The sequence below is a fragment of the Maridesulfovibrio ferrireducens genome, from assembly GCF_900101105.1.
Taxonomy (GTDB): Bacteria; Desulfobacterota; Desulfovibrionia; order Desulfovibrionales; family Desulfovibrionaceae; genus Maridesulfovibrio; species Maridesulfovibrio ferrireducens.
In genome coordinates this window covers 772151-789853 of sequence record NZ_FNGA01000002.1, presented here as the reverse complement: position 1 = coordinate 789853, position 17703 = coordinate 772151, and the positions used below count along the sequence as shown (strand labels likewise).

11 protein-coding genes are annotated in these 17703 nt (G+C 42.3%); 8 read left to right on the top strand and 3 right to left on the bottom strand.

The window, feature by feature from the left end; genetic code table 11:
• Positions 1 to 92 precede the first annotated feature (92 nt).
• The 4 genes from BLT41_RS08370 to BLT41_RS08355 all read left to right on the top strand — a co-directional run bounded on the left by BLT41_RS08370 (position 93) and on the right by BLT41_RS08355 (position 4542).
• On the top strand, positions 93 to 1064 hold the full coding sequence (locus tag BLT41_RS08370; protein ID WP_092160089.1) for a YbgA family protein: 972 nt from the start codon (positions 93 to 95) through the stop codon (positions 1062 to 1064).
• A complete protein-coding gene (locus BLT41_RS08365) occupies positions 1057 to 2673 on the top strand; it encodes an SDR family oxidoreductase (RefSeq protein WP_092160087.1) in 1617 nt (538 codons plus the stop codon). Before BLT41_RS08370 ends, BLT41_RS08365 begins: the two co-directional genes overlap by 8 nt.
• A gap of 23 nt (positions 2674 to 2696) precedes the next feature.
• A complete protein-coding gene (phrB, locus tag BLT41_RS08360) occupies positions 2697 to 4055 on the top strand; it encodes a deoxyribodipyrimidine photo-lyase (RefSeq protein WP_092160085.1) in 1359 nt (452 codons plus the stop codon).
• Between the two features lie 124 nt (positions 4056 to 4179).
• On the top strand, positions 4180 to 4542 hold the full coding sequence (locus tag BLT41_RS08355; RefSeq protein ID WP_092160083.1) for a hypothetical protein: 363 nt from the start codon (positions 4180 to 4182) through the stop codon (positions 4540 to 4542).
• A 49-nt stretch (positions 4543 to 4591) separates the two neighbouring features.
• On the opposite strand, the gene BLT41_RS08350 is transcribed toward BLT41_RS08355, so the two are convergent.
• A complete protein-coding gene (locus tag BLT41_RS08350; protein ID WP_092160081.1) occupies positions 4592 to 5170 on the bottom strand; it encodes a tetratricopeptide repeat protein in 579 nt (192 codons plus the stop codon).
• Positions 5171 to 5184: 14 nt separating this feature from the next.
• Positions 5185 to 7083, bottom strand: coding sequence for a heme lyase CcmF/NrfE family subunit (locus BLT41_RS08345; protein WP_092160079.1), 1899 nt, complete (start codon positions 7081 to 7083; stop codon positions 5185 to 5187).
• 301 nt (positions 7084 to 7384) lie between these two features.
• Here BLT41_RS08345 and BLT41_RS08340 point away from each other — a divergent pair, with 301 nt between their 5' ends.
• From BLT41_RS08340 to BLT41_RS08325, 4 genes are read left to right on the top strand one after another with little or no spacing between them, the layout of a single operon-like run.
• On the top strand, positions 7385 to 11212 hold the full coding sequence (locus BLT41_RS08340) for a PAS domain S-box protein (protein WP_092160078.1): 3828 nt from the start codon (positions 7385 to 7387) through the stop codon (positions 11210 to 11212).
• A complete protein-coding gene (locus BLT41_RS08335) occupies positions 11199 to 12452 on the top strand; it encodes a response regulator (protein WP_092160076.1) in 1254 nt (417 codons plus the stop codon). The genes BLT41_RS08340 and BLT41_RS08335 overlap by 14 nt, the downstream gene beginning before the upstream one ends.
• 9 nt (positions 12453 to 12461) lie before the next feature.
• On the top strand, positions 12462 to 13601 hold the full coding sequence (locus tag BLT41_RS08330) for an HD domain-containing phosphohydrolase (RefSeq protein ID WP_092160074.1): 1140 nt from the start codon (positions 12462 to 12464) through the stop codon (positions 13599 to 13601).
• A 9-nt stretch (positions 13602 to 13610) separates the two neighbouring features.
• Complete coding sequence (locus BLT41_RS08325; protein WP_092160072.1) at positions 13611 to 14627, top strand: HD domain-containing phosphohydrolase; 1017 nt, start codon at positions 13611 to 13613, stop codon at positions 14625 to 14627.
• A 17-nt stretch (positions 14628 to 14644) separates the two neighbouring features.
• Here BLT41_RS08325 and BLT41_RS08320 read toward each other — a convergent pair whose 3' ends face one another.
• Positions 14645 to 17605 carry a PAS domain S-box protein gene (locus tag BLT41_RS08320; RefSeq protein WP_092160070.1) on the bottom strand — a complete coding sequence of 987 codons (2961 nt, stop codon included), beginning with the start codon at positions 17603 to 17605 and terminating at the stop codon, positions 14645 to 14647.
• Between the last annotated feature and the right edge of the window lie 98 nt (positions 17606 to 17703).

Here is a 17703-nt window from a genome sequence, read left to right as displayed (position 1 = left end):
TGTTGAAGAGTTTTGTTGTGATTGTAGCTTTCAATTTGTAACTCGGGTATGTGTTATTAGAAGAATCCTTATTAGGTGGAGGTAAATAGCATATGAATTATGAAGAGCGGGGATCTTGCAACAAGGTTAAACTGGGTATTGCAAGGTGTCTTTTGGGAGAAAGTGTCAGGTATGACGGATCTCAAAAACTGGATCGTTATTTACGGGATATTCTCGGGCAATACGTAGAATGGGTTCCTGTTTGTCCTGAGGTCGAGTGCGGTATGTCCATCCCTCGTGAAGCCGTTCGTCTTGTGGGCGATTTGGATTCTCCCAGACTGGTCGGACGCAGTTCCGGTAAAGACTGGACTGCTCAGATGTATGATTGGGGACAAAAGAGATTGGATCAATTGGAGCGTGAAGATATATGCGGTTATGTTTTCAGGTTTGGATCTCCTTCAAACGGTATGAACAGGGTTAAAGTTTATAATGACGGCAACAGAGTACGTCATGATGGTATTGGAATGTGGGCACGCATGGTAATGGAAAGATTTCCCGGTTTGCCGTTTGAAGATGACGGAAGACTGCATGATCCTGCATTACGGGAGAATTTTATTTCGCGGGTTTTTACGTTGAAACGCTGGCGGGATGCGATGTCTGATGGATTTACTGCTGGAGCCTTGGTTGAATTTCACACTCGTCATAAAATGCTGATAATGGCTCATAATGTACAGATTTACCGGGCCATGGGAAAGATTGTTGCAAAAGCCGGAACTGAACTTCCTGAACTTCTTTTTGCTGAGTATTTTGAAATGCTTTTCAAAGGTTTGACTTATAAACTGACAGTTAAAAAACATATAAACGTTTTGATGCACGCTTTTGGATATTTTAAAAAGGATTTAAGTGCAGATGAAAAACAGGAAATGCTTGAATTGCTGGATCAATTCAGCAAAGGGTTGATTCCATTGATTGCGTCGATCACATTACTTAATCATTATGTCAGAAAGTATTCAAAAGACTATTTAGCAAAGCAATATTATTTGAATCCTTATCCCGCAGAACTTATGTTGAGGAATCATGTCTGAATCAAAACAGGAAGGAATAGTTACAGAGTTATCCGAAAATCTTTCACGTGCAAAGTTGCCGGATAATCTTTCACGCGATAAGCGGGCATCTTATACTGTATGTGTTCTCGGTGCGACTGGTTATGTCGGCGGAAGACTTGTTTCGCAACTTCTTGAAAAAGGGTGGCGGGTGCGTGCTGTCGGACGTTCTCTTTCCAAGCTTAAATGCCGTCCCTTTGCTATGCACGAACGTTGCGAGGTCGTGGCAGCGGATTTATTTGATACAGCCTCGTTATTAACGGCTCTTAACGGTTGTTACGCCGCGTACTATCTTGTTCATTCCATGCAGTCCGGTAGCGGAGATTTTGCGGCAAAAGATCGCATGGCCGCGCAGAACACAGTCCGTGCCGCACAGGACACGGGGCTTGCGCGAATTATTTATCTGGGTGGATTGATCCCCGACGATCCGAATATCAGCCATCATTTAAAATCCCGCGCTGAGGTTGGAGAAATTTTATCCGGCGGTACTGTTCCCTGCACCACCTTTCGGGCGGGAGTTATTATCGGTTCGGGCAGTGCTTCTTTTGAAATGATACGTTATCTGGTGGACCGTCTGCCTGTTATGATCACGCCTAAATGGGTACAGACTGAAACTCAGCCTATAAGTATCCGTGATGTGTTGTTTTATCTTTCAGGTTGTCTGGAACATCCCGAAACAATTGGGGATGCTTTTGATATCGGTGGGCCGTATATTGAAACATATGAGCGTCTTTTCCGTGTTTATCAGGAAGAAGCCGGACTCCGCAGGCGACTTATTATTCCCGTTCCTTTTCTCACTCCCAAACTTTCATCTTATTGGCTCGGCTTTGTGTCGCCCATACCCGTTGCTCTGGCCAGACCGCTGGTAATGGGGTTGCGTAATCGCGTGGTTTGCAAAGATTACCGCATTCGCGAGATTATGCCGCGCAAGTTAAGCAGTTGTCGCTTAGCTATCAGCCGGGCTTTAGATAAGGTCGCGCAACATTTGGTTGATAGTTGCTGGTCGGACGCAGGTTCAATAAATACGCCCGAATGGGCTATCTGCGGTGATGCCGGATATACCGGGGGTACTGTTTTTCACACCGCCTATCGCATCAAATTGCAGATATGCAGTGAAAAGTTATGGTCGAATATTTTAGCGATAGGCGGCGATAACGGGTGGTATGGATGGGATGCTTTATGGAGCGTGCGGGGCTGGCTTGATAAGTTTATCGGCGGAGTGGGGCTGCGGCGCGGTCGAAGGCATCCTACGCTGATTGCAGTTGGAGACGCACTTGACTTCTGGCGAGTACTTGATGTTCAGGCAGATAAGCGTTTATTACTCATTGCAGAGATGAAACTTCCCGGTGAGGCTTTGCTGGAATTTACTCTGGAAGAGGAAAAAACAGGTGATACCGTGCTGACAATGACGGCTCGTTTTTTACCGCGGGGTGTGGCCGGATTGCTTTACTGGTGGTCTGTATATCCATTTCACAGTGTGGTTTTTAAAAGCATGGCTAAAGCTTTGGCTGAGAAAACAGCGTGTAAAATTTTGGAAGGTCCGACACTTGTAAAGGGGGCCGCTCCTAAATGCCATTTACCTAAAGCTTAACATTCTAATTCAGCAGGAAGTTTATGCGGGTTCATGATAAACGTATTTATGCTTTGAATGATAAGCAAAGTTCCAAAGATGCAGAGGATAGCCGAGGTCCGGTGATCTACTGGATGAGCCGCGAGCAACGCGTTAAGGATAATTGGGGATTGCTTTATGCCCGGGAGCTTGCAGGTGAAACTCGCCCGCTTGTTGTCTGTTTTGTAATGTCTCCAAGTTTTATGTGTGCAACTTTTCGTCAGTATGATTTCATGCTCAGAGGTCTTAAGGAAGTTGCGGATAAGCTGGCTGAAATGGGTATCCCTTTTGCGCTGCGGATAGGTGGGCCTGATGCTGAAATTGTAAGTTTGGCAAATGACATAGGGGCAGGGACTGTTGTTACTGATTTTGATCCGCTGCGAACCAGCTGGTCGTGGCAGAAAAAGGCAGCTCGTGAACTTAAGGTGCCGCTTATCGAAGTAGACGGACGTAATATTGTTCCCGCACGTGTGGTTTCAGATAAACAGGAATATGCAGCCCGCACGATACGTCCTAAAATACACCGTCTGCTTTTCGAATATCTTGAAGATTTCCCTGAACTTATTCCGCAGCACGTCTCGCCGCCGGACATCCCCGAGCCGGACTGGAACGCAGCTTACCGCGCCATTAATGTGGATAGATCTATTTTTCCCGTGGACTTTCCTTCAGGCGAAAAATCAGCGCATATTGCTCTTGATTCTTTTATCAAGACCCGGCTGATAAATTATGCTGAAAAGCGTAACAATCCTAACGCCGGAGCTACTTCGCGTCTGTCAGCTTATATTCAATTCGGGCAGCTTGCGCCTCAGCGGGCCGCTCTTGATGTGGCCGCGACCGGAGCTGGGGATAGTCAGGATATGTTTCTTGAGGAGTTGATTGTGCGGCGGGAGTTGTCTGAAAATTTTTGTTTGCATAATGCCGATTACGATTCGCTTAGCGGAGCGCCTGAGTGGGCTGTTGCCACGCTTGATGACCATAGGGATGATCAGCGTTTATATCTTTATACGCGCGATGAATTTGATAAAGCGGAGACTCATTCTCTTCTTTGGAATGCCGCGCAAAACCAGATGCGGCGTACAGGATATATGCACGGATATATGCGTATGTACTGGGCTAAGAAAATTCTTGAATGGTCACCTTCTCCGGAACAGGCAGTTAAAACCGCAATGACTCTCAATGATAAGTATCAACTGGATGGAAGATCCCCTAATGGATATGTCGGAGCGCTTTGGTCTATTGCAGGGCTGCACGACCGTGCATGGAAGAAGCGTCCAGTGTACGGCTCAATACGATATATGAATGAACGGGGATGCCGCCGGAAGTTTGATGTTGATGAATATATTTCCCGCTGGAACATTGAATAATATTTTTATTCTATAAAAACAGTCTGTTGTTGTAGAAACATTTTTATAAAAAAGATGTGCACAAAAGAAAGTGTCTATGCTAGTCTTAAAACGTTAATAACTCTAAACCGTTTGGAGGCTAGTTATGGCGAATATGGATTATCCCGGACCATGCCCGAGTTGTGAAGGTATTGACGGCTGCAGCACTGAAGCTGGAAAAAAGAAGGCTGTAAAGAATTATTGCAGCGGTCTTGAAATGGAACTTAATTCGTGGAAAGCCCGCTTATATGATGTTCTGGCTGATGAGAAATCTTCAGATCTCGGAGATCAGATCATCATGATAAAATCAACAATGAAAGAACTTGAAGCCGTTGTCGATCAAATGAAAGAAATCTGCCCGACAAGTCTTGGTGAGCAGGAAAAGGTTATTACCGGTAAGCTTGAAGACTTGCGGGTTCATTACACTAAAGCATTAGAAGTTATTTCTCCCGGTTGGTTCGGTGGCTGATTAGAATTAAAAAGCCCATGCTGATTAAAATCAGCATGGGCTTTATTTGTTAACCTTTGGCCAGTTCCTTTCGGACAATATCAATAAGTTCTTTGTGATCGGGGTTAATCTCTAAGATTTTTCGCAGGTATTTTGCGCCCTTTTCTTTTTGGTTCAAGTCATTTCTAAGAATCATACCAAGGTAGTAACATGCGTGGTAGTTTTCAGGATTCAATTTTACTATCTTTTCAAATTGATCCACAGACTGCATGGTCTTATCCAGCTTAAGCAAAACTATGCCGTAGTGGTATAGCGCGCTTTCATCTTCAGGTGTAATCTTCAGCAGTCTATTCCAGAAGAATGCCGACTTCTCCAATGAACCCATACTCATGAATACTTCACCTAATCCGTTTAAGGCTTCAGTATTATCTGGATTGGTTTTTAACTGTTCCATGTAGGTTTGTATTTTGGAACTTTGTTCAGCATTCATTGACGGGCCTGCACTCTGTGAGCCAGCAGGCCGTGACTGCGCGCGTTGAACAGGCTGATGTGATTTGGACATGAACGAGAACATCAGCATTAAAACCAGTCCGGCAGCCACAGTTATGACAACAACTTGTTTCCCTTTAGGGGATGTATTGGTTTGCATTTAATTACTCCTGATTACTGCGCGTCTGGACTGTGCGATTTTTTTTTTCTTGCCGGAAAGAATACGACAAACGGGAAAAGGGTGACTAGCGTTCCACCGACCCATATCCAGTTGACCAGCGGATGGACACTGACCGTCAGCGGTTCAAGCCGACCATTTTTTATGTCGTGTATTGTCGCGTAAAGTTCCCTGCCGAAGCTGAATATTGTGGATACTTCAGAGTGCGGATGATCGTTGCCGGGGAATGTTAACTGTTCCGGTTTTAGAATTCCGACTTCCTGTCCATTTTTACTAACGACAATATTAGCCATTTTAGATGCAATGCCGTGACGTTTTGAAGCGGTCAGCTCTTTGTAAGTGAATTCATATCCTGAAAACGAAAAGGTCTGTCCTTCGGATATCGCAACTTGCTGGGTGGTTGCGTATGGACCGGAGATAGCCACTCCTATGATCATTAATGCAACACCGAGATGAGTCCCGTGGGCGATCCAGAATCGTTTGCTGGATAGAGTTTTGTTTCGCAGGGCAAGCATTATGGTGGACGCTATTATTCCCGCTCCGGAGCCGAAGGCTATAAGTGGAAGGATCATGCGGATTCCGCCGAACCATGCCGCTCCGCTAAGGCACAAAGCCGTAAAAACGGAAACAGCAAGGCCGTTCTTATCCTGAATGCCTTCGTTCCATGAAAACCATGGGCAGATTAATAGCAGCAATCCTATGAGGGTAAACAACGGCATTGTTACGGTGTTATAAAAGCCTGCGGTAACACCGACGGGGTTTGTTTCCCATCCGAGACTTATTACAGGCCACATGGTGCCTAGAAAAATAACAGTGCCCAAAGCAATAAAGACCCATACTGTTACAACGAGAAGTCCTTGGCGGCTGAAAGCATTGGCTTCCAATCTGGATTTTTTTACGTTGGCGAAGAATGAGGCTGATAGAGTTAAGAACAGATAGAATAGAATGAAGGCGAGCAGTAAACCGCCGACTCCGCCGCCGCCAAAGGCATGCACGGATGCAATGATACCGCTTCGAACAATATATGTACCGACAACACACATCAAAAAGGTGAGGTTAACCAATACAATATTGATTCGTTTGAACACTCCGTAGCGCTGACCTAGAATGGAGGTGTGCAGGTATGCTGTAGCTACGAACCATGGAATGATGGAAGCGTTCTCCACCGGGTCCCATGCCCAGTATCCGCCCCAGCCCAGTTCCATATAAGCCCACCATGCGCCGAGCACTATCCCGGCACTAAGAAATGACCATGCCGGAAGCACCCAGCCGCGAGTCAGCTTCATCCATGAATCTTCACCTTTTGTGATAGCCATTGCGATCGATAAGCAGGCGGGAACAGTAAACAGCCCGTAACCGAAAAAGAGAAGTGGCGGATGAAAAGCCATACCGGGATTCTGCAATAGTGGATTGAGTCCGGTTCCATCTGCGGGGATGTTAGCAAGCTGTGTAAATGGCGGGCTTGCATTGGTCAGGATGAATAGGAAAAAGGCCTGAATCGCAAAGTAAAGCATCCAGTATGCGACTTTTGTCTCTTCGGGCAAATCTGAATATTTTTTAGTGCCGAGAAAAATGGTTCCGCCTACAGTTATAACCAATAGCCAGAATAGCAAAGACCCCGGTCTTCCGGCCCAGAAAGCGGTAACTGCGTAGAAATTTGAAAGTTCAAGACTTGTATAGTCCGCAACATATTTAAATGAAAAATCACGGGTTATTAATGCGCATAACAGAATTATACTGGAGAAAATAACTAACGAAATAACAAGTAATTGTCCCCTTTCCAGCCATTTTATAGAGTCGGTTTGTCCTTTCCATATGTTAAGGCATCCCCATGCTGCAGCCACTAATGATACAAACATGGATAGCACTAGAGCCATTTCCATTAAAAAATGCATTAACCCTCCAAACGATCAGCTAAATTTATACGTGCAGGCGATTCAAATTTCGTCTTGCACAAAGTCAGTGATTAGCAATAACTATTCCATTCTATAATGGTATGAAATAATTGGCTAAGGTTGAGAATGTGAGTTCTATTTGTGCAGAATATAACACTATTTGCACAAATAGTTGTGCACATAAGAACAGAGGGGATAAAAAGAGTTTGTAAACGCAATTTTAATAAAAAGAGTACTAATTATTCTAAAAATCCTTTATTAATAGAGGCTAGAACGAAGTTTATCTGTTTGGGGAGAGAATATGAGAAATCTCGAATCTATGACTAAAAAAGAGTTAATTGCGGAACTGAAGAGGGCTCGCGCAGAAGTGCAGCGCTTTGAGCGGGGGCATGGCGTTTCACTTGATTACCTTTCAAGTTTGTCTGTCCCTTTATCCGCAGTAGGATTCGAGCGACTGGTTGAAGGTATATGGATCATAGATAAAGACGCTGATACTCTTTTTGCGAACAACTCAATTGCTTCAATGCTTGGATATACACCGGAAGAAATGATCGGTCGAAATTTGATGGATTTTATGTCCGAAGATCGTAAGGGAGATTGTGAAAATAATATTTCAAGGAGGGAGAGTGGTGTCGAAGAAGTTCATGATTTTGAATTTCTGAATAAGTCAGGAAATCCTGTTTATACTCGCATCGCGACTTCACCTATTTTAGATGAAACCGGAAATTATGTCGGAGCAATCGCAAGCGTTACAGATCTCAGTGATCTTCATCAAGCGCAGAAACAGTTACAGGAAAATTTTGATAATGCGCCGATCGGTATAGCTCATATGGATTTAGACGGGAAATTGTTCATGGTTAACCCAGTGTTTAGCAAGCTTTTGGGTTATTCTCAGAAAGAGTTGCACGGTATGGATTTTATATCCATGATTCACCCTTACGATCAAAAAGATTATATTATGTTTAGAGAGAAGATGCTTAGAAGGAGGGAGCAAGTTAAACTTTCCAAAAGAATGGTTACTAGATCTGGGGAAAACATATGGGTTGAGATGTCTTTTTCTATTGTTATAGATGAGTCAGAAAATCCTCATTATTTTATTGTAGCGGTATCGGTAGAGGACATCTCGGAGCAGAAACGGGCCGAAACGGTTATGAAGGCACGTCTGGAGTTGATGGATTTTTCTCTTAATCATTCTTTGGAGGAGGTGCTCATTGAAACTGTTAATTTAGTCGAGGACTTAACTAACAGTCAGATGGGTTTTCATCATTACCTTTCACCGGATCAAAAAACACTTATGCTGCAAGCATGGTCAACGCGCACATCTAGTGAAATGTGTATTTCTGAAGAAAAGGGGAAGCCTTATCCGGTTGCCGATGCGGGAGTTTGGGCGGACTGCATACATACAAAAAGAGCGGTTATTCATAATGACTATGTATCTCTTTCCAATAAAAAAGGATTGCCACCCGGACATACTCCTGTAATTCGCGAACTGGTGGTTCCAATAATTCGAAACGGTAAGGTTGTATCTATTTTAGGCGTTGGCAATAAGCCTTTCAATTATACAGATGCAGATATTGAAATTACTACAAATATTTCGGATTTTGCGTGGGACATTATTAAACACAAAAAAGCAGACATTGATTTAATGCAGGCGAAAAAACTTTTGGAGGAGGTTCAGAAGATAGGCCGTATTGGAGGGTGGGAGGTTAATGTTTCCACTGATGAGATTTTCTGGACGGATAATCATTATCAACTTTATGGATATAAGCCCAAAGAATTTAAGGATATTGACCAGTTTTTCTTTGAGAACATAATTCATCCTGACGATCGAGAAAGGATCTTCAGCATATATATGAGCTTATTTAAAAACACAGAGACTGTTTCTGCTGAATATCGGGCTATTCTCAAGGATGGTACTGAGCATTTATTTCATTGTGTAGCTGCCCCTGAGTTTGATGATGAAGGTAAACTGCAACGAGTCTATGGAGTTAATCAGGACATAACCGATCGTAAAAAAGTTGAAAAACGGCTGCGAATCAGTGAACGAAAATTTAGAAGTTATTTTGAGTTAGGCCTAATTGGAATGGCTATTGTCGGAGCTGATAAAAAGTGGATAGATTTTAATAATAAATTTTGTGAAATTTTAGGCTACAGCAGGGAAGATTTAGAGAAATTAAGTTGGCCTGATTTTACACATCCTGATGATATTGATAAGAATAAATATCTTTTTGATCAGATGGTTGCCGGTGAGCTTGATAGTTACACCATAGAGAAACGTTATATTCGAAAGAATGGCGAAATCGTATATGTGGCTTTATTAACCAGTTGTACCAGAAAACGTGACGGGTCGATTGATTATCAGATGGCTCATATCATGGACATAACCGAGCGAGTCAAAGCTGAGAAGGAAGCTGGGTGGAATCTAAAGCTGAATTCTGCTCTTGCAAGATTATACACTCCACTTGTAGCTCCCGAAGCCAATCTTAAAAATACATCTGAGGCTGTGCTTAAAGAAGTTATACAGGTTACAGGAAGTCTTTTCGGGAATGCCTCCATTATTGCTGAAGGAGGTGCGACTGTTCTGGCCTGCAGCAATATGCAGGATGAATGCTCTGTCGCAACAAAGCGCGATTCTCTTTTCTTTTCAAAAAGTGTAGACGGCACATATCCTGGGCTTTGGGGGCATTCGTTAAATACTTTGCAGCCTTTTTTCAGTAATGATCCTATGAATCATCCTAAATCCAAAGGAGTTCCTAGCGGCCATGTAGCACTAAGCAGTTATTTGTCGGTTCCAGTTCTTCTTGGGGATAAGCTGGTTGGTCAAATAGCCGTTGCTAATAAACCGGGCGGGTTTACCCAGCGTGACGTTGATGCCGTAATACGCATTGCGGCATATTACGCACTTGCTATTCAAAGGGTGAACTCTAAGCAGGAGATTGCCGCCAGTAAGGAGTTAATGGAAAACATTCTGGATGGTATTCAAGCAGGTATTATTATTGTTGATCCTGTTACTTGTGTTATAGACTCTATAAATAGTGCCGCATCAAAAATGCTGCGAGCAAGCAAAGAACAGATTATCGGTCAACGGTGCGATGTTATATGCTGGCGGGCAACTGACGGGAATGTTATTGAAAATTGTCCTGCTGCAACAAAAGAGATACGGGAACGGGAATTCAGGATGCATCGTATGGATGGAACGGGGCTCCCTGTTTCAAAAACGGTTCTTAAAAGTAAAGTCAACGGAGAAGATAAGTTTATTGAAATTATTTTTGATATTACTGAAAGAAAAGAACTTGAGCTACGTCTTAGTCTTGCGCAGAAGTTAGAATCTATAGGGCATCTTTCGGCAGGAATAGCGCATGAAATTAATACTCCGGCACAATATTTAGGCGATAATATTATATTTTTGTCTGGAGCATTTGAAGAAATGAGCGGAGTCATTAAGCGGCATAAAGCGATCTGCCAATTACAAAAAGATCCAGTATGTGAAGAAGCTTTTACCCGTTGGTATAATGAGGATATGGATTACCTTTTAGAGGAAATACCCGCAGCTCTTGCTCAATCGCAGGACGGTGTTGAGCGTATAACCAGGATTGTGCAGGCTATGAAAAGGTTTTCTCATCCCGGATTGGAATTCAGACAGATGGGTGATATTAATTTAGCTCTTGATAATACCGTTACGGTTTGTAGAAATGAATGGAAATATAGCGCTGATGTTGTTTTTGAGTTGGACCCTGATCTTCCATTGATTCCTTGTTTTATTAATGACCTTAATCAGGCTTTTTTAAATATAGTGGTTAATGCTGCCCATTCTATCAGTGCGAAAGTGAGTGGCAGTGGCGAAAAAGGAACTATCACTATTCGAACGCGCCTTGATCCTCTATGGGTTGTTCTTGAGATAGAAGATACCGGAGAGGGAATTCCGGCAGAAATATTACCGAAGATTTTTGATCCGTTCTTTACGACCAAAGATGTCGGGCTTGGCACAGGACAGGGTTTAACGTTATGTTACTCAATAATTAATGAAAAACATGGTGGAATAATAGACTTCAGCAGCAAGCTGGGTGTTGGAACGAAATGCACAATTAAATTGCCACTTGAGGAAGTTAAAGAAAATGACAGCCTATAAGATCAGCGTGTTGTTTGTGGATGATGAGCCCAATGTTCTTGCCGCCTTAAAACGTATGCTTCGTGCTAAACGCAACGAGTGGAAAATGGAGTTTGTTGACTCGGGAGTTGCCGCTCTTGCTTTGCTTGAAGATATGAAATTTGATGTTGTTGTTTCCGATATTAAGATGCCGGGAATGGACGGAGCTGATCTTCTGAACAAAGTTAAAGATAAGTATCCGGGCATGATCAGAATGGCGCTTTCCGGACAGGTCGGTTTGAATGAAGTTATCAGGAGTATAAGGGCTGTTCACCAATATATCTCAAAGCCGTGTAAGGCTGAGGAACTGATAGATAAAATCGAAGGAGCAATTAAATCCCGCGAAATATTGACAGATCCAGAAATGCAAAAGTTGGTAACTGAAATAGAGTCTTTACCGGTTACTCCGAACGTGTTCGAATCTATTGAGATAGAGCTGAAATCTACTGACCCGTCTATTAAAAAAGTTGCTGAATACATTTCGATGGATGTAGGTTTGGTTGCAAAGATTCTTAGACTTGTTAATTCCCCATATTTCGGACTTCCTACGCAGATAGGTTCCATCTCTCAGGCTATTACAATGCTTGGTCTCGAAAGTGTCAAAGCGCTGATTTTGTCCACTCATTTATTTGCCATGTATGATGAAAAAAAACTCCCTAATTTTTCGCTGAACTTGTTATGGGAGCATAGTTTTCGTGTGTCCAATATTATCAGGCTTATATGTGAGTGCGAAAAAATTGATAAGGTCGTGGCAGTTCAGGCGCGGATGGCAGGTCTTCTTCATGATATAGGTAAACTTGTTTTGGCAAATTCGTTTTCTGTTCAATATGGAAAAGTAATAAAAAAAGTTGCTGAAACTCATCAGCCTATATGTGATTGCGAAATTGAAATACTTGGTACGACCCATGCCCATATAGGTGCATACCTTATGGGGTTGTGGGGAATGTCTGGTGATATCGTCCACGGGATAGGGGCGCACCATCAATATCAGGATTTTGATATGAGTGTTTCAATGCTGGTGAGCATCGCAGATGCGATTGATCATCAGTGTGTTATTATCAATCCCGGTTATGTCAGGATTGCGTTGGATAGAAACATATTGCCTGATGGACAACATGGATTGCAGCTCGAAAAATGGATCAATTACGTTAAAGATCATTGGGAAGGTTTGGATGAATTTCAGGATCTGGATGCTGATATGCTCGCACAATTGAGAAGTTAAGGAGCATAAATGAAGTCTAGAATTTTACTGGTTGATGATGAACCGAATGTTCTTTCCGCGTTGAAAAGACAACTGCGCGGGGTTTATGACGTGGAAACGGAAGAAGATCCGACCATGGCACTGCTTTCTTTGAATAATAAAAAACCATTTGCTGCCGTTGTTTCTGATTATCGTATGCCTAAAATGAACGGCATAGAATTTTTACGGGAAGTAAGAAAGCGCAGTCCTGAAACAACAAGAATTATGCTTACCGGATATGCTGACCTTGATAATGCAATACGAGCAGTTAACGATGGTCATGTGTTCCGTTTTTTAACAAAGCCGTGTGAAAATGAAGTTCTGCTTGAAAACCTCAAGGAGGCTGTCAGTCAATATGACTTGGTAACCGGCAAACGTATTTTACTCGAAAAAACACTGAAAGGCAGTGTTGAGTTGCTCGGTGAAATTACTTCATTGATAAAGCCTGAATCCGGCGCACGTATAAATAGAGTGCGTCGTTACGTTCGTTATCTTGCAAAAAAAAAGGGTGTAAAAGATTTTTGGAGGTATGATATAGCTACCATGCTTTCGCAGTTGGGGACGCTCATCCTGCCTCCCGGAACTCTTGATGTGCTGCTTGAAGGAAAGAAGCTTAATCCTGAACAGCTCCAGATGTTTGAGATGCACCCGGTTATAGCTAAAAGCCTTGTGGCCAAGCTGCCTCGTCTTGAAGCTATTGCTGAAATGATAGCGTATCAACTGAAAGGGTTTGATGGATCAGGGACTCCTCGTGATGCGGTGAAAGGGGAAAAGATTCCTCTCGGTGGGCGAATTCTCAAAGTAGCTTTGGATTATGACCTGCATTTGCAGAACGTTGAAAATCCAAAAAAAGCATTCGACAAACTTGAAAAAGTTGCTGAAGTCTATGACCCTGAGTTGCTTTATTATTTAGAGGGAATGCTCGGTGTAGAGGCTCGGTATATTATCAAAGAGGTTGGCCTTAAACATTTATATTCAGGTATGATTCTGTATGAGGATGTTACATCCAAACAGGGAGCCATGCTGCTCAGGAAGAGTTTGGAGTTAGATAAAGATAAAATTGATCGCATTCATATGTTCGATGAGAAAATAGGAATAAAACTTCCGCTTTTAGTTCTTGTTTCGGAGTAGGGGACTGTTATGCCAAAAGATATAAACTACACAAAAGAACGCATTCTTTTTGTAGATGATGAACCGAATATCCTTCAAAGTTACAGCAGGAGTTTTCGGTCGACATTCGCAGTAAGCACAGCTCTTGGTGGCAAAGCTGCTCTTGATATGTTAGATTCTTCTCCCCCTTTTACGGTTGTTGTCTCCGATATAAAAATGCCTGTAATGGATGGGATAAAATTTTTATCCAGAGTGCGTGAACTGTATCCCGATACCGTCAGAATGGTTTTGACCGGATATGCTGATCTTAATATTGCAATGAGCGCAGTGAATCAGGGTGATATCTTCCGTTTTTTGACTAAACCGTGCCACCCTGATGATTTAATCAAAGCCATCGTTTCAGGGATTAATCAATTCAGAATGATTCATTCAGCTAGAGAGCTGGTTGTAGTCAGACGTATGAAAGATGCTTTGGAAGGGACTTTGCGCGCCTTTACCCGGTTGGTTGAATTTCGTGATCCCTACACTGCGGGGCACATGGATCGGACTGCTGAGATTTCAGCTCTTATCGCAACCAGACTCGGTTTAAATCCTGATGTTATTCAGGGATTGCATCTCGCTGCTTTGGTTCATGATATTGGTAAAATAGCAGTTCCGTCAGGCGTACTTAATAAGCCGGGACCGTTAAGTGATGCCGAATTTGCAATCATTAAAACTCATTCATTGGTAGGGTCTGAAATTTTCGAAACATTGGAAACGGATTGGCCGATTCAGCGAATTGTGCTTGAGCATCATGAACGGATAGATGGTTCAGGGTATCCGAACGGATTAAAAGAGAACGAAATTTTGTTGGAATCAAAAATAATCGCGGTAGCTGACTCTATCGACGCTATCCTGACTACACGCCCATATCGTCAAGCTTCGGGTAAGGATGATTGTATAAAGTTTCTGGAGGAAGATAAAGGGATCAAGCTCGACAGTGACTGCGTCGAAGCCGGCATTGCTCTGCTCAAAGAGGGACTTATTTTTAAAGATCTGCCATTCTGAGCAATTGGTAATTCAGTCTACTTTAAAGGCAACTTAACTGTAAATGTTGTCCCATTGCCTTCTTCTGTGTCTACATTAATAAAACCATTATGCATATTCACAATGACGTTATGGGTAATAGCTAAACCTTGTCCGGTTCCTTTGCCTACTTCTTTAGTTGTGAAGAACGGATCGAAAGCGCGGTCGACAACATTTTGGGGCATACCTGTCCCTGTGTCGGAAACCTCCAGAACCGCCCATTCCTTTTCTTTGTAAGTAGTTATGGTTATGCACCCTTTTTCCTCGGAGTCTGTGCCTATTTTAGATTCGATAGCGTGTGCTCCGTTGATTATAAGGTTTAGTACCACCTGTCCTATTTCACCTTTGAGACAATAAATTTCAGGTAAATTATCGTCTAGATTCAATTCTACCTCTGAAATATATTTCCATTCATTTGAAGAAACAGTAACCGCGTTGCGAACTATTTCGTTTAGATGATGGAGTCCTTTGTGTACTTCTCCGGGATGAGCCAGTTGTTTGACTGACTTGACTATTTCAGAGATCCGTTTCAGTCCGATTACAGATTCGGCAATAGCTTTAGGGACGTCTTCTTCTAAGTATGCAAGCTCCTCTTCATCAAGAGCCGTCTCGGCCATATCTACCAATTCATTGTGAGTGTTACCTGACTGGAGAGCTTCGATGAGGTTTTTGCAATTCTTGATCATTCCGAGCAGTGTAGCGAAAGATTCTGCCATAAATTGAGTGTTGGTGCTGACATATTGTGTCGGAGTATTTATCTCATGAGCAATCCCGGCGGCGAGTTCTCCGATAGACTCGAGTTTTTGAGCTTGCCTCAGTTGAGCTTCAATTATTAATTGTTGACTGATATCGCGTGCGACACATACAAAATTTATGATTTTACCGGATTCATCCCTGACCGGTCCGATGGTGGCTTCTTGCGTGTAACGTTTTCCATCTTTTTTGATATTAACTAATATTCCTTTCCATATATGTCCGCCTAAAATTGTATCCCACATGTTGTCGTAGAAAGTTATGTCTTGCTCTCCGCTTTTAAGAAAACGTGGATTTTTACCTATGGCTTCTTGAGGCGAATAGCCTGAAATTTCGTGGAAAGCCGGATTTACATAAGTTATTATTCCCTCGATGCTGGTTATCATAATTGCTTCGGCAGCCTGATCAACGGCAGCCGAGAGTCTTTTATGTTCCTGTTCTGCCGTTTTAATTTGAGTTATATCTGTCATTGTAACAACGTAGCCGATCATCTGGTCATCACTGTTTTTCAGCTCTACGATTTGTCCCAAAATCCATAAAGTATGTCCCTTCTGGTGAATAAGGCGGAATTCTATACGGTTTTTAGTTATGAAGTCAGCTCCGTACCAATTTATTTTTATATTTGATTTGTCTTCTTGTTGGACACTGTTCATCCACGCATGTCCTGTCTGATCTGTATAATTCATTCCGGTAAGTTCGTTCATTCTCTCATTGGCGTAAAGCAACTGTCCTTCAATATCTGTGATGATGATGCCAACCGGAGAAGCTATTGCTATTCCTCTGAATCTCTCTTCACTTTCAGCAAGTCTTTTTTCAACTTTCATGCGTTCAGAGATATCTTCGAGTGTGCCGATTACTTCGGTGGAGGACTTACCGGGCGATACGGGATTAAAGATGGCTCGGATATAGCTGGTTTTGTTTCCGGTTGTTGCAGAAAAAAGATCTTCATAGATGCTGGATTTTCCATTGAGGGCATTTCTTAAAACCTCTTGCATTTTGAGAGGGCCGTTTTGTGCTGCATTAAAGCCGATTGTTTTTTCCCGTGTTGATCCTAACATTTCAATTAATTTGTTGTTACAATCAAGGATCGTTCCTTCTGGATTAAGCCGGACCATGCCCAAAGGTGAATTTTCGAATATAATTCTATGTCGGGACTCACTTTCCAGTAAATTTTCTCTTGCGATATGGTTTGCAGTTGTATCATTGCCGATGCAAAGCAGTTCTTCAACTTCTCCTTTTGAATCTATTATTTTTCTGACTCTCCAGGAAATCCACGTGGTACTGCCGTTATTAATAGAAATGGGTTTCTCGTGGGGGCCTTCTCCCTCTCCGAAGAATGTTAAAATAGCACGAAGCGGGGCAGAACTGTTTTGATCAGTGGATTGTCCGGTTAGTACCTGCACTGCTGTAAGGCCAACCACTTTTTGTTCTTTGGATTCAAAGATTTTTTTTGAGAAACTATTAGCAAAACTAATAATTCCTTTTTGGTCAATGCGGAGAATAAGACTGTGGGCTCCTTCAACCAGGTTGCGATAATTTTTTTCACTATTTTTGATTTTATGAAGTATTGGTTCACTAAGCTTAAAGAAAAAAAACAGTCCGAAAAGGGTAAGTAGAATTCCTGAAGTAAATATTGTAAAGTTAGCTTTAAAAAAGGGATTTTTTATTTCTTCTATGTCAAGTTTAGCGACAAGGCCGATAAGTTGACCTTTAAAAACTATTGATGTGTATGCTGCTAAGACTTCTTGGCCTCTATAGTCTAGATCTATTAGTGTGCCGCGTTTTCCTGATAAAGCAAGCTGCATGGGGGTGGCGTGGGCGCTTCCAAACGGGATGAAAGCAAATTCTTTGTTTGCTGTGATTCTTTCACCATTTAAAATAAGGAATTGAATATTCTTGTCAGATCTTAATCCTACAGTGAATTCGCCACTGCTGCTCCCAATTTTGAATCTTTTGTGTGCTCGTGCTAAATGGGAAAGAAAATTTTCCGTATTATTATCTTTATCTTTTGCTAGATTAAGCTCTGTGCTTATAAAGCTTAATTCGCGAGTAAGGCTGGCTTGACTTTCGACTAATTCACTTAATCGAGCCTTTTGTTCATTAAGTGAAGTTTGGTACAGCAGCCATGTGCTGATTATGGAGACAGCACCGACAAGAAAGACCATGATCATGGCCAGTAATATAATACGCCGTTTTTGTTCAAGCATGTAGTTCCTCTCTTGATACCTATCTTATATACTGATCAAGTTGGTTTTGTCACTTTCATGTTAGAATTATTCGAGAATAATTGTGTGGTTGTTTATCG